At 60.3% G+C, this 25,589-nt stretch carries 22 protein-coding genes; 7 read left to right on the top strand and 15 right to left on the bottom strand.

What is annotated here, in order from left to right; genetic code table 11:
- The first annotated feature begins 5 nt into the window (after nucleotides 1-5).
- Nucleotides 6-758 (top strand): uroporphyrinogen-III C-methyltransferase, encoded by a 753-nt coding sequence (gene cobA / locus LOY31_RS09125; protein ID WP_221532973.1) that lies wholly within the window; start codon nucleotides 6-8, stop codon nucleotides 756-758.
- A 75-nt stretch (nucleotides 759-833) separates the two neighbouring features.
- Here the strand turns inward: cobA and LOY31_RS09120 are convergent, their stop codons facing one another.
- The 8 genes from LOY31_RS09120 to ppsA all read right to left on the bottom strand — a co-directional run bounded on the left by LOY31_RS09120 (nucleotide 834) and on the right by ppsA (nucleotide 8,997).
- Complete coding sequence (locus LOY31_RS09120; RefSeq protein ID WP_007951988.1) at nucleotides 834-1,868, bottom strand: OmpA family protein; 1,035 nt, start codon at nucleotides 1,866-1,868, stop codon at nucleotides 834-836.
- Nucleotides 1,869-1,975: 107 nt separating this feature from the next.
- Entirely contained in the window at nucleotides 1,976-2,566 is a 591-nt protein-coding gene (gene sigX / locus LOY31_RS09115; protein ID WP_011333251.1) for an RNA polymerase sigma factor SigX, read from the bottom strand.
- A 90-nt stretch (nucleotides 2,567-2,656) separates the two neighbouring features.
- Nucleotides 2,657-3,481, bottom strand: coding sequence for a mechanosensitive ion channel family protein (locus LOY31_RS09110; RefSeq protein ID WP_007951987.1), 825 nt, complete (start codon nucleotides 3,479-3,481; stop codon nucleotides 2,657-2,659).
- Nucleotides 3,482-3,483: 2 nt separating this feature from the next.
- Nucleotides 3,484-3,732: a hypothetical protein gene (locus tag LOY31_RS09105; RefSeq protein WP_007951986.1), complete on the bottom strand. Its 249-nt coding sequence runs from the start codon at nucleotides 3,730-3,732 to the stop codon at nucleotides 3,484-3,486.
- A 63-nt stretch (nucleotides 3,733-3,795) separates the two neighbouring features.
- Nucleotides 3,796-4,791, bottom strand: a complete 996-nt coding sequence (locus tag LOY31_RS09100) for a zinc transporter ZntB (protein ID WP_007951985.1) — start codon at nucleotides 4,789-4,791, stop codon at nucleotides 3,796-3,798.
- A gap of 24 nt (nucleotides 4,792-4,815) precedes the next feature.
- The gene (rraA, locus tag LOY31_RS09095) at nucleotides 4,816-5,307 is read right to left on the bottom strand and encodes a ribonuclease E activity regulator RraA (protein WP_007951984.1); all 492 of its coding nucleotides are present in this window, start codon (nucleotides 5,305-5,307) and stop codon (nucleotides 4,816-4,818) included.
- A gap of 226 nt (nucleotides 5,308-5,533) precedes the next feature.
- Nucleotides 5,534-6,523 carry an alpha/beta fold hydrolase gene (locus tag LOY31_RS09090; protein WP_085609042.1) on the bottom strand — a complete coding sequence of 330 codons (990 nt, stop codon included), beginning with the start codon at nucleotides 6,521-6,523 and terminating at the stop codon, nucleotides 5,534-5,536.
- 98 nt (nucleotides 6,524-6,621) lie between these two features.
- Nucleotides 6,622-8,997 carry a phosphoenolpyruvate synthase gene (gene ppsA, locus LOY31_RS09085; protein ID WP_258713127.1) on the bottom strand — a complete coding sequence of 792 codons (2,376 nt, stop codon included), beginning with the start codon at nucleotides 8,995-8,997 and terminating at the stop codon, nucleotides 6,622-6,624.
- Nucleotides 8,998-9,171: 174 nt separating this feature from the next.
- Between ppsA and LOY31_RS09080 the strand changes: the two genes are divergently transcribed.
- Nucleotides 9,172-9,990, top strand: a complete 819-nt coding sequence (locus LOY31_RS09080) for a pyruvate, water dikinase regulatory protein (protein WP_007951980.1) — start codon at nucleotides 9,172-9,174, stop codon at nucleotides 9,988-9,990.
- Between the two features lie 134 nt (nucleotides 9,991-10,124).
- Here the strand turns inward: LOY31_RS09080 and prpD are convergent, their stop codons facing one another.
- The 6 genes from prpD to LOY31_RS09050 all read right to left on the bottom strand — a co-directional run bounded on the left by prpD (nucleotide 10,125) and on the right by LOY31_RS09050 (nucleotide 18,506).
- The gene (gene prpD, locus LOY31_RS09075) at nucleotides 10,125-11,609 is read right to left on the bottom strand and encodes a 2-methylcitrate dehydratase (RefSeq protein ID WP_258713126.1); all 1,485 of its coding nucleotides are present in this window, start codon (nucleotides 11,607-11,609) and stop codon (nucleotides 10,125-10,127) included.
- Nucleotides 11,610-11,824: 215 nt separating this feature from the next.
- A complete protein-coding gene (gene prpF, locus LOY31_RS09070) occupies nucleotides 11,825-13,015 on the bottom strand; it encodes a 2-methylaconitate cis-trans isomerase PrpF (protein WP_221532969.1) in 1,191 nt (396 codons plus the stop codon).
- Between the two features lie 54 nt (nucleotides 13,016-13,069).
- A complete protein-coding gene (acnD, locus tag LOY31_RS09065) occupies nucleotides 13,070-15,664 on the bottom strand; it encodes a Fe/S-dependent 2-methylisocitrate dehydratase AcnD (protein ID WP_258713125.1) in 2,595 nt (864 codons plus the stop codon).
- 61 nt (nucleotides 15,665-15,725) lie between these two features.
- The gene (gene prpC / locus LOY31_RS09060) at nucleotides 15,726-16,853 is read right to left on the bottom strand and encodes a 2-methylcitrate synthase (RefSeq protein WP_085609048.1); all 1,128 of its coding nucleotides are present in this window, start codon (nucleotides 16,851-16,853) and stop codon (nucleotides 15,726-15,728) included.
- 43 nt (nucleotides 16,854-16,896) lie between these two features.
- A complete protein-coding gene (prpB, locus tag LOY31_RS09055) occupies nucleotides 16,897-17,787 on the bottom strand; it encodes a methylisocitrate lyase (protein WP_007951973.1) in 891 nt (296 codons plus the stop codon).
- Nucleotides 17,784-18,506 carry a GntR family transcriptional regulator gene (locus tag LOY31_RS09050; protein ID WP_169432611.1) on the bottom strand — a complete coding sequence of 241 codons (723 nt, stop codon included), beginning with the start codon at nucleotides 18,504-18,506 and terminating at the stop codon, nucleotides 17,784-17,786. Before LOY31_RS09050 ends, prpB begins: the two co-directional genes overlap by 4 nt.
- A 300-nt stretch (nucleotides 18,507-18,806) precedes the next feature.
- On the opposite strand from LOY31_RS09050, the gene LOY31_RS09045 reads away from it, so the two are divergent.
- The 4 genes from LOY31_RS09045 (at nucleotide 18,807) to pabB (ending at nucleotide 23,446) form a co-directional block, all read left to right on the top strand.
- Nucleotides 18,807-19,343: an ATP-dependent zinc protease gene (locus LOY31_RS09045; RefSeq protein ID WP_007951970.1), complete on the top strand. Its 537-nt coding sequence runs from the start codon at nucleotides 18,807-18,809 to the stop codon at nucleotides 19,341-19,343.
- A 5-nt stretch (nucleotides 19,344-19,348) separates the two neighbouring features.
- A complete protein-coding gene (locus LOY31_RS09040) occupies nucleotides 19,349-20,884 on the top strand; it encodes an inactive transglutaminase family protein (RefSeq protein ID WP_007951967.1) in 1,536 nt (511 codons plus the stop codon).
- A complete protein-coding gene (locus LOY31_RS09035; protein WP_007951965.1) occupies nucleotides 20,884-21,870 on the top strand; it encodes an alpha-L-glutamate ligase-like protein in 987 nt (328 codons plus the stop codon). Before LOY31_RS09040 ends, LOY31_RS09035 begins: the two co-directional genes overlap by 1 nt.
- Before the next feature lie 232 nt (nucleotides 21,871-22,102).
- Complete coding sequence (pabB, locus tag LOY31_RS09030; protein ID WP_258713124.1) at nucleotides 22,103-23,446, top strand: aminodeoxychorismate synthase component I; 1,344 nt, start codon at nucleotides 22,103-22,105, stop codon at nucleotides 23,444-23,446.
- A gap of 165 nt (nucleotides 23,447-23,611) precedes the next feature.
- Here the strand turns inward: pabB and thrH are convergent, their stop codons facing one another.
- Nucleotides 23,612-24,229, bottom strand: coding sequence for a bifunctional phosphoserine phosphatase/homoserine phosphotransferase ThrH (gene thrH, locus LOY31_RS09025; protein ID WP_102718911.1), 618 nt, complete (start codon nucleotides 24,227-24,229; stop codon nucleotides 23,612-23,614).
- A 163-nt stretch (nucleotides 24,230-24,392) separates the two neighbouring features.
- Here thrH and LOY31_RS09020 point away from each other — a divergent pair, with 163 nt between their 5' ends.
- Nucleotides 24,393-25,127 (top strand): phosphoadenylyl-sulfate reductase, encoded by a 735-nt coding sequence (locus LOY31_RS09020; RefSeq protein WP_007960132.1) that lies wholly within the window; start codon nucleotides 24,393-24,395, stop codon nucleotides 25,125-25,127.
- The last annotated feature ends 462 nt before the right edge of the window (nucleotides 25,128-25,589 follow it).

The following is a 25,589-nucleotide window of genomic DNA, read 5'->3' as shown; positions in this document are numbered from 1 at the left end:
ACACCATGAACGCGAAAGTCTGGCTGGTGGGCGCGGGCCCCGGTGATCCTGAATTGCTGACGCTCAAAGCGGCGCGTGCCTTGCGCGAGGCCGAGGTGGTGCTGATCGACGATCTGGTCAATGAGGCGGTACTTGAGCACTGCCCTGCTGCGCGGATTATCGCGGTCGGCAAACGCGGCGGCTGCCGCTCGACGCCCCAGGCGTTCATCCATCGGCTGATGCTGCGTTATGCCCGTCAGGGTAAATGCGTGGTGCGGCTCAAGGGTGGCGATCCGTGCATTTTCGGGCGTGGGGGTGAGGAAGCGCAGTGGTTGCGCGAGCGCGGGGTCGAGGTGGAATTGGTCAATGGCATCACCGCCGGACTGGCCGGCGCGACCCAGTGTGATATTCCACTGACGTTGCGCGGCGTGGCCCGAGGCGTGACGCTAGTCACGGCTCATACCCAGGACGATAGCCAGTTGAACTGGCGGGCGCTGGCGCAAGGCGGGACGACGCTGGTGATTTACATGGGGGTGGCGAAGCTCGGCGAGATTCGCGAGCAACTGCTGGCGGGCGGCATGGCGGCGAATACGCCGGTGGCGATGATCGAGAATGCTTCATTGCCAGAACAACGCGAATGTCGCAGCAATCTGACAGCGATGGAAGACGATGCCCTTGGTTTCCAGCTCAAAAGCCCTGCGATTCTGGTCATAGGTGCCGTCGCAGCGGCTGCGTCCCAGGTCGATTCGATTCACTGGCCAGCCGACCGATTGGCCTGAAAATCCCCGATTTCACCAAATCGCAGGCAAAGAAAAGCCCGGCCTAAGCCGGGCTTTTCTCGGAGCGGCAGCTAATTACTTAGCTTGAGCTTCAACCTGCGCTTCTACGCGACGGTTAACAGCACGGCCAGCGTCAGTTTTGTTGTCAGCAACTGGGCGGGTTTCGCCGTAGCCAACAGACTGAACGCGGGACGATTCAACACCGTACTGGTTGGTCAGAACTTGCTTAACGGCGTTTGCACGACGCTCGGACAGTTTCTGGTTGTAAGCGTCAGGACCGACGTTGTCAGTGTGACCTTCAACAGTAGTGGTGGTGGATGGGTACTGCTTCATGAAGTCAGCCAGGTTCTTGATGTCGCCGTAGCTGTTTGGCTTCACAACCGACTTGTCGAAGTCGAACTTGACGTCCAGCTCAACACGAACAACTTCAGCAACTGCAGGGCAGCCATCAGCGTCAACAGTTACGTTGGCTGGGGTGTCCGGGCACTTGTCAACGTTGTCGCAAACGCCGTCGTTGTCGCTGTCGGAGCAGACTTCAGCTGGTGCTGGAACTGGAGCAGCAGCAGGCTTGGAGCCGCCACCGAAGTTCACACCGATACCGACGCTAGGAGCCCACTCGGTGTCGCCCTGGTCGATGTTGTACTGAGCTTCAACGCCAGCACGGGCGTAGAAGTTGTCGGTGAAGTACAGCTTGGCACCAGCGCCCAGGTTGGCGAAGGTGGAACGGTTACGACCGTTCGAGCCGTTCTGGTCGATGCTCTGGTCGGAGAAACCGGCCGAGACGTATGGACGCAGCATGTCGCCTGGGTTGTTGAAGTGGTACAGAGCGTCCAGAGCGGTGTTAGCGCCTTTGACGTTCTTGCCATCGTCGGCACGCACGTTGTGCACTTCGTCGTAGCCCAGACGCAGTTCAACGTCGTCGGTCAGGAAGTAACCGATCGAACCGCCGAACAGGTTGCCGTTGTTCTTGAAGTTACGAGCGCTGTCGAATTGTTCTTTCTTTGCGAAGCCTTCGATTTCAACTGCGCCTTGGCCTTGTGCCAGAGCGCCGAAAGAAGTGGCGGCAATCAAAGAACCAATGGCCAAGCCCAAGGTGTTTTTCAGTTTCATCCGTTAAATCCCCATCTGGTGATTGTGAAGCAGTCCCGCAAACCGGGGGACAACTCGGCGGCAAGTCTATCAGAACTTGCCTACACGTAAGAGATATTTGCGCCGAACTAAGTTTCAGCAATGCCTGCAAATTTCTCACGCAATTTATCAAGAGCGCGTTTGTAACGCATTTTTGTCGCACTCAAACCCATGTGCATGATGTCTGCGATCTCCTGAAATTCCAGCTCTGCGACAAATCGTAGCACCAGAATTTCCCGGTCAATCGGGTTCACATACACCAGCCAGCGATCCAGTCCGCCCTTCTCCTCGGGTTTCGGCGCCTTTTCTTCGGACGCTTCCTCGAGGGGGTCAAGACTCAGTGCGTCCATCAAGCGACGCTTTCGCCGTTCCTTCCGATACTGCGTGATGCATTCGTTGTAAGTGATGCTATATAGCCACGTCTTGAACTTCGATTTCCCCTCGAAGTTCTTCAGGCCGTACAGCACCTTCAACATCACTTCCTGACAGACATCGTCTGCGTCGCGATCGTTCCCAAGATATCGCGCACAAACGTTAAATAATGTGCGCTGGTAACGCCGCATCAATTCTTCATACGCGCGCGTCACGTGAAAAAGCTCGGTATGCGAGCGCGCGACCAACTCCTCATCAGAGAGCTCGCGGGGGTCGTAGCGCGTGGATAGCGTTTGGGCTTTATTCAAAACAAGTCGTGCCGACAGTCAGGTCAATGTCCACCGCAGCCAGCGACAGCTGGCATTTTGCGGCGGCATACATTAGCAGGGTTTGCCGGGTTAGCGGCTACTCACATGCTGCTCCAGCAGGATCCGATTGGAGAGAGAGACTAGCTCACCCTCATCGGTCAGCAATGTGGTCTTAACCGTGCCGATCTCTTCGATCTGGCCTTCGACCTCGCCAATACGCACTTGTTGCCCAACCTGATACAACTCACGCACATAGATTCCCGCAAGAATCTGACCGGCAATTTCCCGGCTTCCCAAACCCATGGCCAGCGCAACCGCCAGACCAACGGTAATCAATACGATGACGATCACATGGTTCAGCAGGTCGGTCTTGACCTCCAACTGACTGATCGCGACCGAAATGCTGATGATGATCACCAGGCCCTGGGCAATTCGCCCAAGTCCTGAAGCGTAGTCCAGGCCTACGCCTTCTGCCGCCCCGCGAACCAGGCCATTGGCCAGTTGTGCGAGCAGCACACCCACCAACAACACCAGCGCGGCACCGAACACTTTCGGCAAATACAGCGCAAGCATGTCAAGCGTAGCTGAAACTCGCTCAAGTCCAAGGGATTCTGCTGCCGAAACCAGGAAAATCAGCAGAACGAACCAGTAGACGATCTTGCCGATCAGGGTCGAGATCGGTACTTGCAGCCCCGCACGGGACATCAATTTGGTCAGGCCGGTGCCGCCCATCAGGCGATCGAGGCCCAGTTTCGCCAGCAGTTTGGACAGCAAGGTGTCCAGCAGCTTGGCCACGACAAAACCCAACAGCAGCACAACCAGTGCGCCGAACAGGTTCGGAATGAAGTTAGCGACTTTGGTCCACAACGCAGTCATTGCAGTGACGAGGCTCTGAGTCCAGAGATCAAGTTCCATATTCAATCAGCCTTATCAGCAGTGCGAGCGGTAGGTTTACGAAGACGGGAGACCGGCGCGACATGGGCCGAGCCGTTATTAAGGGCGATCATCAGCGCGGGCAGCCAGCGGCCCAGCAGGCTGAACAGATCGCCGGCGCCAACCTGGCGGTTGGCGGTTTTGAGTACGCGGCCCAGGCAGGCATCGTCGTCGCGGCTGGACGGCGAGGCGTTGAGCATGTCGCGCAAAGACTGTTCAAACGGATCGTGCATACGCACCTCTCGTGATGTCTGTGAAAGACGCGGGCAAATTTGGTCGGGTCACATGGCGCATCTTCATACCCAGCGCAAACGGCGGAACAACCACCATTGTCCGAACGCCAGGGCGAGCACCGTCAGGCAGGCGATCAGGAAACCATAAGGGCTGCTCGCGAACGGAATGCCGCCGACATTGATGCCCAGCAGACCGGTCAGAAAACTCATCGGCAAAAAGATGCAGGTGATGATCCCGAAGCGATACATCGTGCGATTCATGCGCACGCTCAAGCGCCGGTCTTCGGCCTCCAGCACAAGGCCCACGCGCTCTCGGGTCAATTCGAGCTCTTCGAGATAACGGGTCAGGCTGTTGTTCAATTCGTTCCAGTAGTCGGCATCGTCATCGACGAACCATGGCAGTTTTATCCGCGTCAGCTGTCCGAAAATATCCCGCTGCGGTGCCAGAAAACGCTTCAGTCCGGCAGCCCGGCGACGGATGTGCAAAATGGCGCCATGCTCGGGGGTATACCGTTCGTCGGCATCCAGTTTTTCTTCCTCTTCATCGACCACTTCGGAGAGGCAAGTCACCAGATCCTGCACCTTGTTGGTGAGGAATTGCGCCAGATAAAGCATCAGTTCGGACGAGGTTTTCGGCCCTTTGCCCTCGCCCAGCATCACCAGCAACTCGTCGGTGGCGCGCAATGGACGCAAGCGCAGGGAAATCACTCGCTGGGCCGAAGCGAAAATCCGCACCGACACCATGTCTTCCGGCTCGGCACCGGGGTTGAGATTGACCCCGCGCAAAAACAGCAGCAGCTCGGAATCCGGCAGCGGCAACAGGCGTGGGCGGGTGTTTTCTTCCAGCAGCAGATCGCAGGTGAACTCGTTGAGCCCACTGGATTTGCGCAGCCAGGTCTGGGTCTGCGGGTGACTGCGATCCCAGTGCAACCACAGGCTTTCATGAGCCTGCAGTTGCAGATCGTCGAGATCAGTCCGGGCTATCGAACGCGCACCGCCTTTACCGTCCAGCACCAGGGCATGCACCAGCCCCCATTGCGCGTTTTCTTCCTCGAACATCCTCACCCCTGTGGTTACCGCGATTTATTCAGGCATTTTCAGCGGGCTTGGCGAGATGATCACGCCATTGTTGTCCGCATAGATGTACTGGCCGGGATGGAAAGTGACACCCGCGAAGGTCACCGGCACGTTGAGGTCGCCGATACCGCGCTTGTCGGTCTTCATCGGGTGGCTGGCCAGGGCCTGTACGCCAAGATCAGTCTGGGCGATGACGTCGACATCACGGATGCAGCCGTAGATGACCAGCCCTTCCCAACCGTTTTTCGAGGCCTTCTCGGCGAGCATGTCACCCAGCAGCGCGCGACGCAGGGAACCGCCACCATCAACCACCAGCACCTTGCCATTACCCTTGAGCTCGACCTGCTCCTTGACCAGCGAGTTGTCTTCGAAGCACTTGATGGTCACGATCTCGCCGCCGAACGAATCACGGCCGCCGAAATTGCTGAACATCGGGTCCAGCACCTGAACCAGCTCCGGATAGGCGTCGCACAGGTCAGGCGTAAGGTAATGGTTCATCGAATAACTCCTGTAACAAGGAAGACGATCAAGGATGTCGCACTCTTTTGAAACGAGTTCCGGCGGTCGCTGTTTACCTTAGCCCATGTCATGGTCGCTGAACGAACCTGAACACAAGCTGAAACGTAATAGCGAAACAGTCACTAAATATGACCAGAACCGTCCAATGCGTCATATCTTAGCCGCAAGCCGACTCGAACGAAATGCCCTTTTCAGGGCGCCGCGTTCAGACCGCTGCCGCCAGATCCGGCTTCTCGCCGAGCAATGGCGTGTGCTGATCCGCCAGCCAACGCGCCACCAGCGGCCAGACCTCAGCCTGCGCCGCCTTGCTGACCAGCATCTCGACATGCCCGAACTGATCGTTGAAACCCTGTTCACGGCCCAGGTTGATGAACTGCTTGTGCTCCGAACCGATCTGTTCGAACAGCTTCTGGCACGCCCAGGCCGGATCCTGATGATCCCCCGCCGCGCTCACTGCCAGCACCGGTATCTGCACATCGGCAAGGCCTGCCCACCAATCCTTGTCCTTGTCGCCGAAACGGCCGAACAATCCGTACCAGCGCATGCTTTCCAGCGCCAGGCCGATCGGCTCGTCCTCGGGGCCGCGCTTGAGCCGCGAGCCGGACAACTGGGCAAAACGCTTGAGAATGAAGCGCCCGCTCCACTCCACCGGCGGAATCTTCAGCGGCCAGTACGTGCGACTGACCTGGGTGCCGAAAAACGCGGCCGAGGCCACCGCTGGCTCACCAAGGTATTCGCCGCCCAGCGCAGCCGCCAACGTGATGCCACCCAGCGAGTGGCCGATCCAGTGCGGAATCTGCCCGCTCTGCTCACGCACGAACGCGGCAATGGCCGGCAGATCGTAACGGGCATAGTCGGCGACGCGGTTGCGGCGGTAGTCCTCGTTGCGCTGGGACAGACCGTGGCCGCGCATTTCCGGGATCCACACATCGAAGCCCAGACGCGTCAGATACGCGCCCAGGCCAAGGCCCTTCGGCGAAAACCAGAAGCGCCGGTTGGAAAAACTGCCGTGCAGCAAGATCACCGGCACGCCGCGCGACGCCGGCTCATCCGCCATGCCGAGACGGGTTACCGCGATTTCCACGGACCAGTCAGGGCTGTTGCCCGGTTTCAAACGGTAAACGTCTTCGCTCAGATCACCGCGTCGTTCGGCGCTGATCAGGGCGACAGGAAATAGGTTGCTGCTGCTTTGCATAATGCTCTTGCACAAAAAAGGGCGGCATCCGGAGAGCTCGCCCTACTTCAATCTTAAAGCCCCGACCCGGTTCAACGGGCCGAGGCTTCATTCACGGCTTATTCCGCCGCCTGGCCTTCGGCAAGGAAGAACCAGGTTTCCAGCACGGTGTCCGGGTTCAGCGACACACTTTCAATGCCCTGCTCCATCAGCCACTTGGCCAGGTCCGGGTGGTCCGAAGGGCCCTGACCGCAGATGCCGATGTATTTGCCGGCCTTGTTGCACGCGGCAATCGCGTTGGCCAACAGCTTCTTGACCGCCGGATTACGCTCGTCGAACAGGTGCGCGATGATCCCGGAGTCACGGTCCAGACCCAGTGTCAGCTGAGTCAGGTCGTTGGAACCGATCGAGAAACCGTCGAAGAATTCGAGGAATTCTTCAGCCAGGATCGCGTTGGATGGCAGTTCGCACATCATGATCACGCGCAGACCGTTGTCGCCACGTGCCAGGCCGTTTTCGGCGAGCAGATCCACCACCTGGCTGGCTTCGCCGAGGGTACGGACGAACGGCACCATGATTTCGACGTTGGTCAGGCCCATCTCGTTGCGCACGCGTTTCAGCGCACGGCATTCGAGTTCGAAGCAGTCACGGAACGATTCGCTGATGTAACGCGAAGCGCCACGGAAGCCCAGCATCGGGTTTTCTTCTTCCGGCTCGTACAGTTTGCCGCCGATCAGGTTGGCGTACTCGTTGGACTTGAAGTCCGACAGACGCACGATGACCTTCTTCGGGGCGAACGCAGCGGCCAGGGTGCTGATGCCTTCAACCAGTTTCTCGACATAGAAGCCGACCGGATCGTCGTAACCGGCGATGCGCTTGTCGACGCTTTCCTTGATGTCCTGCGGCAGGCCGTCGTAGTTCAACAGCGCTTTCGGGTGAACACCGATCATGCGGTTGATGATGAATTCCAGACGGGCCAGGCCCACACCGGCGTTCGGCAGCTGCGCGAAGTCGAAGGCGCGGTCCGGGTTGCCGACGTTCATCATGATCTTGAACGGCAGCTCCGGCATGGCGTCGACGGAGTTCTTCTTGATGTCGAAGCCCAGCTCGCCTTCGAAGATGTAGCCGGTGTCGCCTTCGGCGCAGGACACGGTCACACCCTGGCCATCCTTCAGCAGTTGGGTGGCGTTGCCGCAACCGACGACCGCAGGAATACCCAGCTCACGGGCGATGATCGCCGCGTGGCAGGTACGGCCGCCACGGTTGGTGACGATGGCGCTGGCGCGCTTCATTACCGGTTCCCAGTCCGGGTCGGTCATGTCGGAGACCAGCACGTCGCCCGGCTGGACTTTGTCCATCTCGGACACGTCCTTGATGATCCGCACCTTGCCCGCGCCGATGCGCTGGCCAATGGCACGGCCTTCCACCAGCACGGTGCCGGTTTCTTTCAGCAGGTAACGTTCCATGACGTTGGCCTGGGTGCGGCTCTTCACGGTTTCCGGACGGGCCTGCACGATGTACAGCTTGCCGTCGTCACCGTCTTTGGCCCACTCGATGTCCATCGGGCAGCCGTAGTGCTTCTCGATGATCATCGCCTGCTTGGCCAACTCGCTGACTTCAGCGTCGGTCAGGCAGAAACGCGCGCGCTCGGCCTTGTCGACATCAACGGTTTTCACGGAACGACCGGCCTTGGCCTCGTCGCCATAGATCATCTTGATGGCTTTACTGCCCAGGTTGCGGCGCAGGATCGCCGGACGACCGGCTGCCAGCGTGCCCTTGTGGACATAGAATTCGTCCGGGTTCACCGCGCCTTGTACAACGGTTTCGCCCAGGCCGTAGGCGCCGGTGATGAACACCACGTCACGGAAGCCGGATTCGGTATCGAGGGTGAACATCACGCCGGCGGTGCCGGTTTCCGAACGCACCATGCGCTGCACGCCGGCCGACAGGGCGACCAGCTTGTGGTCGAAGCCCTGGTGCACGCGGTAGGAAATGGCACGGTCGTTGAACAGGGAAGCGAACACTTCCTTGGCCGCGCGGATGACGTTTTCCACGCCACGGATGTTCAGGAAGGTTTCCTGCTGACCGGCGAACGAAGCGTCCGGCAAGTCTTCGGCGGTGGCGGAGGAACGCACGGCCACGGCCACGTCAGGATTACCGGCCGACAGCGCGGCGAACGCGGTGCGGATCTCGGCATTCAGTTTTTCAGGGAATTCGGCTTCCATGATCCATTGGCGGATCTGGGCACCGGTCTTGGCCAGGGCATTGACGTCATCGACGTCCAGCGCATCGAGGGCCTTGTGGATCTGATCGTTCAGACCGCTCAGTTCCAGGAAGTCGCGATAGGCTTGCGCCGTGGTGGCGAAGCCGCCGGGGACCGAAACACCGGCACCGGCCAGGTTACTGATCATCTCGCCCAGGGATGCGTTCTTGCCCCCCACATGCTCAACATCGTGTTTGCCGAGCTTATCGAGGGAAACTACGTACTCTACCAAGGTGATCTCTCCACTAACTGTGTTGGAAAAGCTCAGAAACCGGCGGCTCGGGGGAGCGTTGGCCGGCTGTATGGCCTGGACCTGGAAAATAAGTGAGAATGCGGGCCAATGGCGGCCGGCAAATCGCGCCTATCATATCCAGAAATACTCATTAGCTTAAGGCCCAAGGTGCAAATGAAACGATCTGCTTTCTTTATCTCCGATGGCACCGGCATCACCGCCGAAACCCTGGGTCAAAGCCTTCTGGCGCAGTTCGAAAACATTACCTTCAGCAAATTCACGCGGCCGTACATCGACAGCGTTGAAAAAGCGCGGGCCATGGTACAACAAATCAACAAAGCCGCTGAAACCGACGGTTTCCGGCCGATCATCTTCGACACCATCGTCAATCAGGACATTCGTGAGATTCTCGCAACCTCCAATGGTTTCATGATCGACATTTTCTCGACGTTCCTTGCCCCGCTCGAACAGGAACTGACCGAGCATTCTTCCTACACCGTCGGCAAATCCCACTCCATCGGTCACAACTCCAATTACATGGAGCGGATCGAGGCGGTGAACTTCGCCCTCGACAACGACGACGGCGCCCGCACGCACTATTACGACAAGGCCGACCTGATACTAGTGGGCGTGTCGCGTTGTGGTAAGACGCCGACGTGCCTGTACATGGCGATGCAATTCGGCATCCGCGCGGCCAACTACCCGCTGACCGAAGACGACATGGAACGCCTGCAACTGCCAGCCGCCCTGCGCGCCCACCAGCACAAGCTGTTCGGCCTGACCATCGACCCGGACCGCCTTACCGCGATCCGCAACGAACGCAAGCCCAACAGCCGCTATTCGAGCTACGCCCAGTGCGAGTTCGAGGTGCGCGAGGTGGAAAACCTGTTCCGCCGCGAAAACATCCCGAACATCAACTCTACGCATTTCTCCGTTGAAGAAATCTCCGCGAAGATCCTCGTGGAAAAAGGCGTCGAGCGGCGCTTCAAATAGCTCTGCGGTATCTGATCTGACGCCTTCGCGGGCAAGCCCGGCTCCCACAAGTGTGGTGGCGTTTGCAAAAATTGCATCCGACATAAAACCCTGTGGGAGCGTGGCTTGCCCGCGAAGAACGATAACGCGGTCTCTCAGATAACAAACAAATCGACAAACCGGTTCACCGGCGTGGCCTCAAGCCGCGCCTGATCCTTGCACAACGCAAGAATTTCCCCGCTGCGCTGCCCGGTGAAACGGGTGGCCAGATTTGCCCTGAACTTGTCCTCCAGCAATGGAATGCCCTCGGCGCGGCGCCGACGGTGTCCGATCGGGTACTCCACCACCACGTTTTCCGTGCTCGAACCGTCCTTGAAAAACACCTGCACCGCGTTGGCAATCGAACGCTTGTCGGCCTCCAGGTATTCACGGGTGAAGCGCGGATCCTCGACGATGACCATTTTCTCGCGCAGCACATCGATGACCGGATGGGCCTTGTGGAAATCATCCTCGTACTGCTCGGCCACCAGATTGCCGAACGCCAGCGGCACGGCGGTCATGTACTGGAGGCAGTGATCGCGGTCGGCGGCATTGGCCAGCGGCCCGACCTTGGAAATGATGCGAATCGCCGATTCGTGGGTGGTGATGACGATCCGGTCGATCTCATGCAGACGATTGCGCACCTGCGGGTGCAGGGTCACGGCGGCTTCGCAGGCGGTTTGCGCGTGGAATTCGGCGGGGAAGCTGATCTTGAACAGCACGTTTTCCATCACGTAACTGCCGAACGGCCGCGAGAAACTGAAGGTGCGTTTGTCTTCGGGCTTGAGCGCCAGATCGTTGTTGGTGTGGCTGAACAATACGTCGTAAAAGCCCCACTGTTTGGCACTCAAGACGCCGGGAATCCCCATTTCGCCGCGCATCGCGATATCCGCCAGCCGCACGCCCCGGCTCGATGCATCCCCTGCCGCCCAGGATTTTCGCGAGCCGGCGTTTGGCGCATGGCGGTACGTGCGCAATGCCTGGCCGTCGGCGAACGCGTGGGACAACGCTGATAGCAGCTGCTCACGGTTGGCGCCCATCAGTTTGGCGGTCACCGCGGTAGAGGCGACTTTCACCAGGATGACGTGGTCGAGGCCTACGCGATTGAACGAGTTTTCCAGCGCGATCACGCCCTGGATTTCGTGGGCCATGATCATGGCTTCGAGTACGTCGCGCACGGTCAGCGGCGCTTCGCCGTTCGCCAGGCGCTTTTGCGACAGGTGATCGGCCACCGCGAGAATACCGCCGAGGTTGTCCGACGGATGCCCCCATTCGGCGGCGAGCCAGGTGTCGTTGTAATCGAGCCAGCGCACGATGCAGCCGATGTCCCACGCGGCTTTTACGGGGTCGAGGCGATAGGAGGTGCCAGGTACTCGTGCGCCGAATGGGACGACGGTGCCTTCGACGATTGGGCCGAGGTGTTTGGTGCACTCGGGGAAACGCAGGGCCAGCAGGCCGCAGCCCAGGGTGTCCATCAGGCAATTGCGGGCGGTGTCGAGGGCTTCGGCGGATTCGATCTTGCAGGTGAGGACGTAATCGGCGATGTCCTGCAGGACACGGTCGTAGTCGGGGCGGTTCTTCAGGTCGACGTTGGCGCTCATGTTCGATTCACTCTTCAAAGTGGTTCGTTGATGGGACCTCGGTTCAGGCTGAGTCTTGGTTTTAAACCATTCTTATTGTTGAAACACAGAACCTGTGGGAGCGGCGGTGCGACGATTCGACTTGCTCGCGAATGGGCCGGCATATCCAGCGTTGATGTTGCCTGATACACCGTTTTCGCGAGCAAGCCCGCTCCCACATTTGGATCTGTGTTACGTCAGAAAGAATCTCCGGGGATGCGCACGTAGCCCTCCATCAGGACGCGCGCACTGCGGCTCATGATCGCTTTCTTCACAACCCACTCACCGTTTTCCAGGCTGGCCTCAGCGCCAACACGCAACGTCCCGGACGGATGCCCGAACCGCACAGCATTGCGTTCAACACCGCCAGCCGCCAGATTCACCAAAGTGCCGGAAATCGCTGCCGCGGTGCCAATCGCCACCGCCGCCGTCCCCATCATCGCGTGGTGCAACTTGCCCATCGACAACGCCCGCACCAGTAAATCCACATCCCCGGCGCCAATCGCCTTGCCACTCGAGGCCACGTAATCCGCAGGCTTGGCGACAAACGCAACCTTCGGCGTGTGTTGTCGCTTGGCCGCCTCATCCAGATTCGAAATCAGCCCCATGCGCAGCGCGCCATAAGCACGAATGGTCTCAAACATCTGCAACGCTTTCGGATCGCTGTTGATCGCGCTCTGCAGTTCGGTGCCGGTGTAACCGATGTCTTCGGCGTTGACGAAGATCGTCGGGATACCCGCGTTGATCATGGTCGCCTTGAACGTGCCGACGCCCGGGACTTCCAGCTCGTCGATCAGGTTGCCGGTCGGGAACATCGAGCCCCCGCCGCCCTCTTCTTCCGCCGCCGGATCCATGAATTCGACCTGGACTTCGGCAGCCGGGAAGGTCACGCCGTCGAGTTCGAAATCACCGGTTTCCTGGACTTCGCCGTTGGTGATCGGCACGTGGGCGATGATGGTCTTGCCGATGTTGGCCTGCCACACGCGAACCACCGCCACGCCGTTGTGCGGAATGCGGCTGGCGTCCACCAGACCGTTGCTGATGGCGAACGAACCGACCGCCGCCGACAGGTTGCCGCAGTTACCGCTCCAGTCCACGAACGGCTTGTCGATGGACACCTGACCGAACAGGTAATCGACGTCGTGATCGGCCTTGATGCTTTTCGACAGGATCACGGTTTTGCTGGTACTGGACGTGGCGCCGCCCATGCCGTCGATCTGCTTGTCGTACGGGTCGGGGCTGCCGATTACCCGCAGCAACAGAGCATCGCGGGTCGGGCCGGGAATCTGCGCGGCTTCGGGCAAATCCTTGAGGCTGAAAAACACGCCTTTGCTGGTGCCGCCACGCATGTAGGTGGCGGGGATCTTTATTTGCGGTGCGTGAGCCATGGTGCTCCTTAACGAAGGCATTGGACTTGAAGTCCCATGCCCACATAAGTTGATTTAAACGGCAACCGCCGACTCTTCGAGGAAGTCCTGAGCGAAGCGCTGCAACACGCCGCCGGCCTCGTAGATCAACACTTCTTCGGCAGTGTCGAGGCGGCAGGTCACCGGCACGTCGACGCGCTCGCCGTTCTTGCGATGAATTACCAGCGTCAGGTCGGCGCGCGGCGTGCGCTCGCCGATCACGTCGTAGGTTTCGCTGCCGTCGATACCCAGCGTCTTGCGGTCGGTGCCCGGTTTGAATTCCAGCGGCAACACGCCCATGCCCACCAGGTTGGTGCGGTGAATGCGCTCGAAACCTTCGGCGGCGATCGCTTCCACACCCGCCAGACGCACGCCTTTGGCCGCCCAGTCACGGGACGATCCCTGACCGTAGTCGGCGCCGGCGATGATGATCAGTGGCTGCTTGCGTTCCATGTAGGTTTCGATGGCTTCCCACATGCGCATCACTTGGCCCTCCGGCTCGACGCGGGCCAGCGAGCCCTGTTTGACCTTGCCGTTCTCCACGACCATTTCGTTGAACAGTTTCGGGTTGGCAAACGTTGCGCGCTGCGCGGTCAGGTGGTCGCCACGGTGGGTCGCGTAAGAGTTGAAGTCCTCTTCCGGCAGGCCCATTTTCGCCAGGTATTCGCCGGCGGCGCTGTCGAGCATGATCGCGTTCGACGGCGACAGGTGATCGGTGGTGATGTTGTCCGGCAGCACCGCCAGCGGGCGCATGCCTTTGAGCGGACGAGCCCCGGCGAGCGCGCCTTCCCAGTACGGCGGACGGCGGATGTAGGTGCTCATTTCTCGCCAGTCGTACAGCGGCGTGACTTTCGGGCCGGTGTCTTCATGGATGGCGAACATCGGGATGTAGACCTGACGGAACTGCTCGGGCTTGACCGAGGATTTCACCACCGCGTCGATTTCTTCGTCGCTCGGCCAGATGTCCTTCAGGCGGATTTCCTTGCCGTCGACCACGCCCAGCACATCTTTTTCGATATCGAAACGGATGGTGCCAGCAATCGCGTAGGCCACCACCAGCGGCGGCGAAGCGAGGAACGCCTGCTTGGCGTAGGGGTGAATCCGGCCGTCGAAGTTGCGGTTGCCGGACAGCACAGCGGTGGCGTACAGATCGCGGTCGATGATCTCTTGCTGGATTACCGGATCCAGCGCGCCGGACATGCCGTTGCAGGTGGTGCAGGCAAAGGCGACAACGCCGAAACCGAGTTGCTCCAGCTCCGTGGTCAGCCCCGCTTCATCGAGGTACAGCGCCACGGTTTTCGAACCCGGCGCCAGCGACGACTTGACCCACGGCTTGCGGGTCAGCCCGAGCTTGTTGGCGTTGCGCGCCAGCAGGCCGGCGGCGATCACGTTGCGCGGGTTGCTGGTGTTGGTGCAACTGGTGATGGCGGCGATGATCACCGCGCCGTCAGGCATTTGCCCCGGCACGTCTTCCCACTGACCGGCGATGCCTTTGGCCGCCAGATCCGCCACCGCCACGCGAGCGTGCGGGTTGCTCGGGCCGGCCATGTTGCGCACCACCGAGGACAGATCGAAGGTCAGTCCGCGCTCGTACTGCGCGTCTTTCAGGCTGTCAGCCCACAGACCGATCTGCTTGGCATATTGCTCGACCAGTTGTACTTGCTGGTCTTCGCGACCGGTGAGTTTCAGGTAATCGATAGTCTGCTGGTCGATGTAGAACATCGCCGCCGTGGCGCCGTACTCCGGGGCCATGTTGGAGATGGTCGCGCGGTCGCCGAGGGTCAGCGCGGAAGCACCTTCGCCGAAGAACTCCAGCCACGCGCCGACCACTTTCTGTTTGCGCAGATATTCGGTCAGCGCCAGCACCATGTCGGTGGCGGTGATGCCCGGTTGCAGCTTGCCGGTCAGTTCGACGCCGACGCTTTCCGGCAGGCGCATCCACGATGCGCGGCCGAGCATCACGCTTTCGGCTTCAAGCCCACCGACGCCGATGGCGATCACGCCCAGCGCATCGACGTGCGGGGTGTGGCTGTCGGTGCCGACGCAGGTATCCGGGAAAGCCACGCCGTCGCGCACCTGAATCACCGGAGACATTTTCTCCAGGTTGATCTGGTGCATGATGCCGTTGCCCGGCGGGATCACGTCGACGTTCTTGAACGCCTTCTTGGTCCAGTTGATGAAGTGGAAACGGTCTTCGTTGCGACGGTCTTCGATGGCGCGGTTCTTCTCGAACGCCTGGGCATCAAAACCGCCCGCCTCCACTGCCAGCGAGTGGTCGACGATCAGTTGCGTCGGCACCACCGGGTTGACCTGCGCCGGATCGCCGCCCTGCTGGGCAATCGCGTCGCGCAGGCCGGCCAGATCCACCAGCGCGGTCTGGCCGAGAATGTCGTGGCACACCACGCGGGCCGGGAACCACGGGAAGTCGAGGTCGCGTTTGCGCTCGATCAGTTGTTTCAGGGAATCGGTGAGCGTGGCCGGGTCGCAGCGACGCACGAGGTTTTCCGCCAGCACGCGAGAGGTGTACGGCAGGGTGTCGTAGCTGCCCGGCTGGATCGCATCGACAGCCGCGCGGACGTCGAAAAAGTCCAGCGGCGTGCCGGGCAGGTTCTTGCGAAATTCTGTGTTCATCGGTCAGGACTCGGTCACGGTAGTTTCAAAGAGGGGGCGCCTGTGCCGGCGCCCTCCCCGGTCAGCGCTGGTCGATTGGCACGAACTTGCGCTGTTCGACGCCGGTGTACTCGGCGCTTGGACGGATGATGCGGTTGTTGGCGCGCTGTTCGAACACGTGTGCTGCCCAGCCGGTCAGGCGCGAGCAGACGAAGATCGGGGTGAACAGCTTGGTCGGGATGCCCATGAAGTGGTACGCCGAGGCGTGGTAGAAGTCGGCGTTGGGGAACAGTTTCTTTTGCTCCCACATGGTCTTGTCGATGGCCTCCGAGACCGCGAACAACACCTTGTCGCCCACTTCGTCGGCGAGCTTTTTCGACCAGCCCTTGATCACCTCGTTGCGCGGATCGCTGTCCTTATAGATCGCGTGGCCGAAGCCCATGATCTTGTCCTTGCGTTCGAGCATGCCGAGGGTGCCCTTGATCGCCTCTTCCGGCGACGAGAAGCGCTCGATCATTTCCATCGCCGCTTCGTTGGCGCCGCCGTGCAGCGGGCCGCGCAGCGAACCGATGGCTGCCGTGACGCAGGAATACAGGTCGGACAGGGTCGAAGCGCACACCCGAGCAGTGAAGGTCGAGGCGTTGAATTCGTGCTCGGCGTAGAGGATCAGCGACACGTTCATCACTTTGACGTGCAGTTCGCTCGGCTTCTTGTCGTGCAACAGGTGCAGGAAGTGACCGCCGATGGACTGCTCGTCAGTCACGCAGTTGATGCGTTTGCCGTCGTGGCTGAAGCGATACCAGTAACACATGATCGCCGGGAATGCGGCCAGCAGGCGGTCGGTCTTGTCGCGTTGCTCGGAGAAGTCTTTCTCCGGCTCGATGTTGCCCAGGAACGAGCAACCGGTGCGCATCACGTCCATCGGGTGAGCGTCGGCGGGGATGCGTTCCAGCACTTCTTTCAGCGCTTGCGGCAGGTCGCGCAGCTTGCTGAGTTTGTTCTGGTAGTCGGCGAGCTGTGCCTTGGTCGGCAGCTCTCCGTAGAGCAGCAGGTATGCCACTTCTTCAAATTGTGCGTCTGCTGCCAGTTCGCGTACGTCGTAGCCGCGATAGGTCAGCCCGGCACCGGCCTGGCCCACGGTGGACAGTGCGGTTTGCCCGGCAACCTGGCCCCGGAGCCCGGCGCCACTGAGTACTTTTGCTTCGGCCATTGTTGTCTCCAATCTTGAATTTATTAGGGAGTACGGTTGCGGCTTACTTCTTCGCCGCAAACAACGCGTCGAGCTTCTGCTCGAAGGTGTGGTAATCGATGCGATCGTAGAGCTCCATGCGAGTCTGCATGGTGTCGATGACATTCTGCTGAGTGCCGTCGCGGCGGATCGCGGTGTAGACGTTTTCCGCCGCTTTGTTCATCGCGCGGAACGCCGACAGCGGGTACAGCACCAGCGACACGTCGGCGCCGGCCAGTTGCTCGGTGGTGTACAGCGGCGTCGAGCCGAATTCGGTGATGTTGGCCAGGATCGGCGCTTTCACGCGGCTGGCGAACAGCTTGTACATCTCCAGTTCCGTGATGGCTTCCGGGAAGATCATGTCGGCGCCGGCCTCGATGCACGCGGCGGCGCGATCCAGTGCCGATTCCAGGCCCTCAACGGCCAGCGCATCGGTGCGGGCCATGATCACGAAACTGTCGTCGGTGCGGGCATCGACGGCGGCCTTGATGCGGTCGACCATTTCCTGCTGGGTCACGATCTCTTTGTTCGGACGGTGGCCGCAGCGCTTGGCGCCGACCTGGTCTTCGATGTGAATCGCCGCCGCGCCGAACTTGATCATCGACTTGACGGTGCGGGCCACGTTGAACGCCGAGGCGCCGAAACCGGTGTCCACGTCCACCAGCAGCGGCAGATCGCAGACGTCGGTGATGCGGCGCACGTCGGTCAGCACGTCATCCAGGCCGGTGATGCCCAGGTCCGGCACGCCGAGGGAGCCGGCGGCCACCCCGCCACCCGACAGGTAGATCGCCTTGAAACCGGCGCGTTTGGCCAGCAGCGCGTGGTTGGCGTTGATCGCCCCGACCACTTGCAGCGGATGTTCGCTGGCGACCGCATCGCGGAAACGCTGGCCTGGAGTGCTCTTGTTGGAACTCATGACTCACCTCGTTCAGTGGCTGTCTTATTGTCGGCGCCGTCCTGGTAGTGACGGGCGATGTTGCGTTTCGAGGCGCCGATGTGACGGCGCATCAACAATTCCGCGAGCTCGCCGTCACGGTCGGCGATGGCATCGAGAATCCGGTGGTGTTCGGCAAAGGCCTGGCGCGGGCGGTTGGGCGTGGTGGAAAACTGGATGCGGTACATGCGCACCAGTTGATAGAGCTCGCCGCAGAGCATTTGCGTGAGGGTGCGGTTGCCGCTGCCCTGGATGATCCGGTAGTGAAAGTCGAAGTCGCCTTCCTGCTGGTAGTAGCCGACGCCGGCCTGAAACGCCGCATCGCGTTCGTGGGTTTCCAGCACCCGGCGCAGCTCGTCGATTTCTTCGACGCTCATGCGTTCGGCCGCCAGACGGCAGGCCATGCCTTCGAGGGATTCGCGGATTTCGTAGAGTTCGAGCAATTCGGCGTGGCTCAGCGACACCACCCGCGCACCGACGTGCGGTACGCGCACCAGCAGGCGCTGGCCTTCCAGCCGGTGGATCGCCTCGCGCAGCGGCCCGCGGCTGATGCCGTAGGTGCGCGCCAGTTCCGGCTCGGAGATCTTGCTGCCCGGGGCGATCTCGCCTTTGACGATGGCCGCCTGGATGCGTCGGAAGACGTTTTCCGAGAGCGTCTCGGAATCGTCGCCGCTGATCACCGGGGGATCGAGTTGATCCAGCATATTGTCGACACCTTCAAATCCAATGCGGCAAAAACTAGCGAATCAGCCCGCACCAGTCAAAGGATAAATACAGATTGTCGACAATCGTCTAATAAGCCTTCATCTCAGCCCCAAGGGTTATAGACCGGTCCCGGCGCTGGCGCCATAAAACCACCGTGCTAGAATGCCGCCCGCATTTGCGAGTCACTTGCACGGCTTGTCATAAAAAGCTGATAGGCACACGAAGGCGCATGGGCAGACAGGATTTCCTGATGCCATGGCCCTGAACCGAGAACGGAACGCTGCTCGCCAGGATTTATGAGACTCAAGCCCTTCCCCACATTCTTTGCACTGTTTTGCCTGCCCGGCCTCGCCGTGGCGGGGGAAAAGACCGTGTACGGCCTCAACGAATACGCTGCCCTCGACGGGATCAACCTGGAAGTGGCGGCGAAACTCGACACCGGGGCGAAAACCGCCTCGCTGAGCGCCCGCGACATCAAACGCTTCAAACGCAACGGCGAGTCCTGGGTACGTTTCTACCTGGCCATCGACGCCGCGCATTCGCACCCGATCGAACGGCCGCTGGCCCGGGTCAGCAAGATCAAGCGCCGCGCCGGCGACTACGATCCGGAGGAAGGCAAGAAGTACACCGCCCGCCCGGTGATCGAGCTGGACATCTGCATGGGTTCGGCAATGCGCAGCATCGAAGTGAACCTGACCGACCGTAGTGCGTTCCAATACCCGCTTTTGATCGGCTCCGAGGCGCTGAAACGCTTCGATGCTCTGGTCGATCCCAGTCTTAAATACGCTGCCGGCAAACCCGCCTGCGCCATCGCCGCTCATACCGCCGAGTAATTTCCATGCGTTCTCTAACCTTCCACCTGAAAGTCCTGATCACCATCCTGGTGCTGCTGGGCGTTTCGGTTACGGCCTATCAGATTTTCGTGCTCGGCATTCCAGTGACCGAAGACGCCACCGACGACCTGTGGAACATCGACGCCAAGGTCGAGTTCGTCGCCAGCACCAAGGATCCGGTCAAGATCCAGATGTTCGTGCCGCCCCTGAGCCGCGATTACGTCAGCCTCAATGAAAGCTTTATCTCCAACAACTACGGCGTGGCGGTCAACCGCGTCGACGGCAACCGCAAGGTCACCTGGTCGGCGCGCCGGGCCAAGGGCAACCAGACGCTTTATTACCGTCTGGTGCTGACCAAGCGTTACACCGCCGAAAAAACCAAGATCAAAGGCCCGACCTTCCGCGACAGCATGGCCATCGAAGGCCCGGAAAAGATTGCCGCCGAAGCCCTGCTCGCGCCGATCCGCCAGCACTCGGCCGACGTCGAAACCTTCATTGGCGAAGCGATCAAACGCGTCAACAACGTCAACGACGACAACGTGAAACTGCTGCTGGCCGGCGATCCGTCGACGCCGCACAAAGCCAAAATCGTCGAACTGCTGCTGTCCATCGCCCACGTGCCGGTGGAAAAGGTCCACACCATCCGCCTCGTCGCCGATCAGCCGCAAACCCCGGAACTGTGGCTGCGCAGCTTCAACGGCACCGACTGGCTGTACTTCAACCCGGAAACCGGCGAGCAAGGCCTGCCGACCGACCGCCTGCTGTGGTGGAGCGGCGATGAAAACCTGATCACCGTCGACGGCGGCAAGAAAGCCAACGTGACCTTCAGCCTGAACAACAGCGAGATGAACGCGATTCGTCTGGCCAAGCTGACCGACGAAAACACCGACGCCAACTTCCTCGAATACTCGCTGTACGGCCTGCCGCTGCAAACCCAGCAGACGTTCATGATCATGGTGATGATCCCGATCGGCGTGCTGGTGATCCTGATCCTGCGCAACCTGATCGGCCTGCAGACCCTCGGCACGTTCACGCCGGTGCTGATCGCCCTGGCCTTCCGCGAGACGCAACTGGGCTTCGGCATCCTGTTGTTTACCGTGATCACCGCGCTCGGGTTATCGCTGCGCTCCTATCTGGAACACCTGAAGCTGCAAATGCTGCCGCGCCTGTCGGTGGTGCTGACCTTCGTGGTGGTGCTGATTGCGGCGATCAGCCTGTTCAGTCACAAGCTCGGTCTGGAGCGCGGCCTGTCGGTGGCGCTGTTCCCGATGGTGATTCTGACCATGACCATCGAACGACTGTCGATCACCTGGGAAGAACGCGGCGCCAGCCATGCCATGAAAGTGGCGATCGGCACGCTGTTCGCGGCCTCCCTGGCGCACCTGATCATGACCGTTCCGGAGCTGGTGTACTTCGTGTTCACCTTCCCGGCGATCCTGCTGATTCTGGTGGGCTTCATGCTGGCCATGGGTCGCTATCGCGGCTACCGTCTGACCGAGCTGGTGCGTTTCAAGGCTTTCCTGAAGAAGGCTGACGCCTGATGTTCGGTTTCTGGAAGACCTGGAAGGCCCTGGAAGCCCGGGGCATCATGGGCATCAATCGGCGTAACGCCGACTACGTGCTCAAGTACAACAAGCGCAGCCTGTACCCGATCGTCGATGACAAGATCATCACCAAGGAACGCGCGATCAAGGCCGGCATTCACGTGCCGGAACTGTATGGCGTGATTTCCACGGAGAAGGAAATCGACAAGCTCGGCGAGATCATCGGCGGGCGCAACGACTTCGTGATCAAGCCGGCCCAAGGCGCCGGCGGCGACGGCATCATCGTGGTCGCCGACCGTTTCGAGGGCCGCTATCGCACGGTGTCGGGCAAGATCATTGCCCACGAAGAGCTGGAGCATCACATCTCCAGCATCCTCACCGGCCTGTATTCGCTGGGCGGCCACCGTGATCGGGCGCTGATCGAATACCGGGTGACCCCGGACCAGATCTTCAAAAGCATCAGCTACGAAGGCGTGCCGGACATCCGCATCATCGTGCTGATGGGTTACCCGGTGATGGCGATGCTGCGGCTGCCGACCCGTCAATCCGGCGGCAAGGCCAACCTGCACCAGGGCGCCATCGGCGTCGGCGTCGACCTGGCCACCGGCCTTACTTTGCGCGGCACCTGGCTGAACAACATCATCACCAAACACCCGGACACCACCAACGCGGTTGATGGCGTGCAACTGCCCTACTGGGACGGTTTCATGAAGCTCGCCGCCGGTTGCTATGAGCTGTGTGGCCTGGGTTACATCGGCGTGGACATGGTACTGGACCAGGAGAAAGGCCCGCTGATTCTGGAACTGAATGCGCGGCCGGGGTTGAATATCCAGATTGCCAACGACTGCGGGCTGACGTTGCGTACCCATGCGGTGGAAGCGCATCTGGAAGAGCTGAAGGCGCGTGGAGTGACGGAGTCGGTTGAAGAGCGGGTGGCGTTTGCTCAGGAGTTGTTCGGGCATATTCCGGCGGTCGAGGGCTGACAGCCCACGACGATCGTTCCCACGCTCCGCGTGGTAACGCCGCCATGGACGCTCCGCGTCCACTGTGACGCGGAGCGTCACGGGATGCATTCCCACGCAGAGCGTGGGAACGATCAAACGATAAAGCGCGATACCTGCCGACAATCTGCCAATCCCCGACATCCCCTCTAGGAGCAATTCCCGGAGGGGACTACAATCCCCACCCCGCCTCGATGGCCGATCTGCCCCGCCCATGTTGACCTGTTCCGTACACCCGCTGCCCTACCGCGCCAACCCAGCCGACTATTTCGCGGCCGTCCGCCATGCGCCCGGCGCCGTGCTGCTCGACAGTGGCCGGCCGAGTGCCGACCGTGGCCGTTACGACCTGCTCAGTGCCTGGCCGCTGGAACAACTGGCGGTATTGCCGGACGAGCGCGGGGAAGATTTCCTGCAACGTCTGCGGGACAATCTGACCCGCTTGGGCGACGCGCAATTGCCCAACGGGTACGAATTGCCCTTCGCCGGCGGCCTGATCGGCTACCTGAGCTACGACTTCGGTCGGCATCTGGAAAACCTGCCAAGTCAGGCCCGGGATGATCTGCAATTGCCCGATGCGCGATTTGGGCTGTACGACTGGGCGTTGATCAGTGACCACCAATCGGCCACCAGCCAACTGGTGTTCCACCCCTCGGTCAGCGCCAGCGAGAAACAGCGGTTGATCGATGTATTCAGCCAACCGGTGGGCACGGAACTGACCCCGTTCAAGCTGAACAGCCCGATGGCGGCAGATCTTTCAGCCGACAAGTACCGTCAGGCCTTCGAACGCATCCAGCATTACATCCAGGCCGGCGACTGCTATCAGGTCAACTTCGCCCAGCGTTTCCGCGCACCGTGCCAAGGTGATCCATGGCTGGCCTACTGCAAATTGCGTGAAGCGTGCCCGACACCGTTTTCCGGATTCCAAAGCCTGCCTGACGGCAACGCGGTACTGAGCCTGTCACCCGAGCGTTTCGTCAAAGTCAGCCAGCGCCAAGTGGAAACCCGTCCGATCAAGGGCACCCGCCCCCGTGGCGCGACCCCGGCCGAAGACGCGGCGAACGCCGCCGAACTGCTGGCCAGCCCGAAGGATCGCGCGGAAAACCTGATGATCGTCGACCTGCTGCGCAACGACCTGGGCCGCACTTGCCGCATCGGCTCGGTGCGGGTGCCGGAGTTGTTCAGTCTGGAAAGCTATCCGAACGTGCATCATCTGGTCAGCAGCGTTACCGGTGAACTGGCGGAAGATCGCGATGCTCTGGACCTGATCGCTGGCAGCTTCCCTGGTGGTTCGATCACTGGTGCGCCGAAGATTCGTGCGATGCAGATCATCGACGAACTGGAACCGACCCGACGTGGGTTGTATTGCGGTTCGTTGCTGTATCTGGATGTGCGTGGCGAGATGGACAGTTCCATCGCCATTCGCAGTCTGCTGGTGAAGGATGGACAGGTGTGCTGCTGGGGCGGTGGCGGGATCGTCGCTGACTCGGACTGGCAGGCGGAGTATCAGGAGTCAATTACCAAGGTCAGGGTTCTGCTCGAAACGCTGCAAAACCTTTAACCGTTGATCGTTCCCACGTCGCGGCGACTGCGGTGATCGTTCCCACGTCGAGGCGTCGAACCGTCCGCGTGGGAATGCCTCAATGGACGCTCCGCGTCCGCTCTTGGGACGCAGAGCGTCCCGGGCTGCATTCCCACGCAGAGCGTGGGAACGATCATCAGGTGATTACAGGGACAGGTCGCGGTTCGAGGCTTTGAGGAATTCCTGCTTCAACTCTTCGAACGTATGCACCGCCGGAAACTGCGGAAACTCGCGAATCACGTTATCCGGCGCATGGAACAGAATCCCCGCATCAGCCTCGCCCAGCATGCTGGTGTCGTTGTAGGAATCCCCCGCCGCAATCACCCGGTAATACAAGCCCTTGAAAGCCAGGACCGACTGACGTTTCGGATCTTTCTGACGCAACTGGTAGCTGGTCACCCGCCCGCTGTCGTCCGTAATCAGTCGATGGCAAAGCAAGGTCGGAAAGCCCAGCTGACGCATCAGCGGCTGGGAAAACTCGTAGAACGTGTCCGACAGAATCACCACCTGAAACCGCTCGCGCAGCCAGTTGACGAACTCCACCGCGCCGTCCAGCGGCTTGAGGGTGGCGATCACTTCCTGGATGTCCGAAAGCTTCAGACCATGCTCGTCGAGGATGCGCAGGCGCTGCTTCATCAGCACGTCGTAGTCGGGAATGTCCCGGGTAGTGGCCTTGAGCGATTCGATTCCGGTTTTTTCGGCGAAGGCGATCCAGATTTCCGGCACCAGCACCCCTTCAAGATCAAGACAGGCAATTTCCACAAGACACTCCCGTTTGTAATGTTTATTGAGTCGAGCGAGCCCGAACTCTAGCGGCTCGACCTGGAGCGCGCAACGCAGAGGCCGCCCCGGCGGGCGTTGCTTTTTGTTAACATCGCCGCCATATAGAGCGCCCAGCGCCACCGACCTGTAGGAAGCCGCCCTGATGAGCCCAACGTTCGACGTCGTGGAACTCGCCACGACCTATGCCAACAAATCCGCGCAGGACATCCTCAAACTCGCGTTCGCCGAGTTCGGCGATGACCTGTGGATATCTTTCAGCGGCGCCGAGGATGTGGTGCTGGTGGACATGGCCTGGAAGCTGAACAAGAACGTCAAGGTGTTCAGTCTCGACACCGGCCGCCTTCATCCGGAAACCTATCGCTTCATCGATCAGGTACGCGAGCACTACAAGATCGACATCGAACTGGTCTCGCCGGACTACACGAAACTTGAACCGTTCGTGAAGGAAAAAGGCCTGTTCAGTTTCTACAAGGACGGTCACGGTGAATGCTGCGGGATCCGCAAGATCGAGCCGCTGCGTCGCAAGCTGTCCGGCGTCAAAGCCTGGGCCACCGGCCAGCGCCGCGACCAGAGCCCTGGCACCCGCAGCGCCGTGGCGGTGATGGAAATCGATACAGCGTTCTCCACCCCGGAGCGCACCCTGTACAAATTCAACCCGCTGGCGCAGATGACCAGTGAGGAAATCTGGGGCTACATCCGCATGCTGGAGCTGCCGTACAACAGCCTGCATGAGCGCGGTTTCATCAGCATCGGCTGCGAACCGTGCACCCGCCCTGTCCTGCCGAACCAGCACGAGCGCGAAGGTCGCTGGTGGTGGGAAGAAGCGACCCAGAAAGAATGCGGTTTGCATGCCGGGAATATCATCAGCAAGGCATAACCCCTGATGCCCCGTGGGAGCAAATCAGCTCCCACAGTGTTCTCTACCCGCCTTGAAAAATGTGTACACACAAATGTCACCATCGGTGCCATTTATGTGTGCACTTTTCGTTTCTGCGCCCTGAAAAGTTACATCAAGCTCCAAAAACACTCCCTCCCGGCGTCCGCCAAAATCCCTCCCGAAAAATAAATACCTGCTCGAACGGTCAATTTATATCGCCCGTAATTCAACGACTTGGCGCGCCTCAATAACTTTTCGAAATCAGCGGTGGTTTTCATAGATCGCCGGCTGGCACAGATCTGGCTTTAATGCATACATGTTTTGTATACAAAACCGCAAAACATGAACCCACACTTTCGATCCGCAAGCCTGAAGCGCCCTATCCCGTACAGGCTGCAGATGCCCCGTAACCAGTGATGTTTTCACCGCCGCGACGAAGATCTGCCGAGCCCGAACGCTCAT

This window comes from Pseudomonas sp. B21-021 (assembly GCF_024749205.1).
Classification (GTDB): domain Bacteria; phylum Pseudomonadota; class Gammaproteobacteria; order Pseudomonadales; family Pseudomonadaceae; genus Aquipseudomonas; species Aquipseudomonas paraglycinae.
The sequence above is the reverse complement of the archived record's forward strand: the minus strand, read 5'-3'. Positions and strand labels throughout refer to the sequence as shown.

What these genes read in the sequence shown, in the direction of transcription:
- LOY31_RS09020 (WP_007960132.1), top strand. Translation starts at nt 24,393, where the DNA reads ATGAGCCCAACGTTCGACGTCGTGGAACTCGCCACGACCTATGCCAAC.
- acnD (WP_258713125.1), bottom strand. Translation starts at nt 15,664, where the DNA reads ATGAACACAGAATTTCGCAAGAACCTGCCCGGCACGCCGCTGGACTTT.
- LOY31_RS09105 (WP_007951986.1), bottom strand. Translation starts at nt 3,732, where the DNA reads ATGCACGATCCGTTTGAACAGTCTTTGCGCGACATGCTCAACGCCTCG.
- LOY31_RS09110 (WP_007951987.1), bottom strand. Translation starts at nt 3,481, where the DNA reads ATGGAACTTGATCTCTGGACTCAGAGCCTCGTCACTGCAATGACTGCG.
- prpC (WP_085609048.1), bottom strand. Translation starts at nt 16,853, where the DNA reads ATGGCCGAAGCAAAAGTACTCAGTGGCGCCGGGCTCCGGGGCCAGGTT.
- cobA (WP_221532973.1), top strand. Translation starts at nt 6, where the DNA reads ATGAACGCGAAAGTCTGGCTGGTGGGCGCGGGCCCCGGTGATCCTGAA.
- rraA (WP_007951984.1), bottom strand. Translation starts at nt 5,307, where the DNA reads ATGAACCATTACCTTACGCCTGACCTGTGCGACGCCTATCCGGAGCTG.
- LOY31_RS09080 (WP_007951980.1), top strand. Translation starts at nt 9,172, where the DNA reads ATGAAACGATCTGCTTTCTTTATCTCCGATGGCACCGGCATCACCGCC.
- LOY31_RS09045 (WP_007951970.1), top strand. Translation starts at nt 18,807, where the DNA reads ATGAGACTCAAGCCCTTCCCCACATTCTTTGCACTGTTTTGCCTGCCC.
- LOY31_RS09035 (WP_007951965.1), top strand. Translation starts at nt 20,884, where the DNA reads ATGTTCGGTTTCTGGAAGACCTGGAAGGCCCTGGAAGCCCGGGGCATC.
- pabB (WP_258713124.1), top strand. Translation starts at nt 22,103, where the DNA reads ATGTTGACCTGTTCCGTACACCCGCTGCCCTACCGCGCCAACCCAGCC.
- prpB (WP_007951973.1), bottom strand. Translation starts at nt 17,787, where the DNA reads ATGAGTTCCAACAAGAGCACTCCAGGCCAGCGTTTCCGCGATGCGGTC.
- LOY31_RS09090 (WP_085609042.1), bottom strand. Translation starts at nt 6,523, where the DNA reads ATGCAAAGCAGCAGCAACCTATTTCCTGTCGCCCTGATCAGCGCCGAA.
- prpD (WP_258713126.1), bottom strand. Translation starts at nt 11,609, where the DNA reads ATGAGCGCCAACGTCGACCTGAAGAACCGCCCCGACTACGACCGTGTC.
- LOY31_RS09100 (WP_007951985.1), bottom strand. Translation starts at nt 4,791, where the DNA reads ATGTTCGAGGAAGAAAACGCGCAATGGGGGCTGGTGCATGCCCTGGTG.
- LOY31_RS09120 (WP_007951988.1), bottom strand. Translation starts at nt 1,868, where the DNA reads ATGAAACTGAAAAACACCTTGGGCTTGGCCATTGGTTCTTTGATTGCC.
- LOY31_RS09040 (WP_007951967.1), top strand. Translation starts at nt 19,349, where the DNA reads ATGCGTTCTCTAACCTTCCACCTGAAAGTCCTGATCACCATCCTGGTG.
- prpF (WP_221532969.1), bottom strand. Translation starts at nt 13,015, where the DNA reads ATGGCTCACGCACCGCAAATAAAGATCCCCGCCACCTACATGCGTGGC.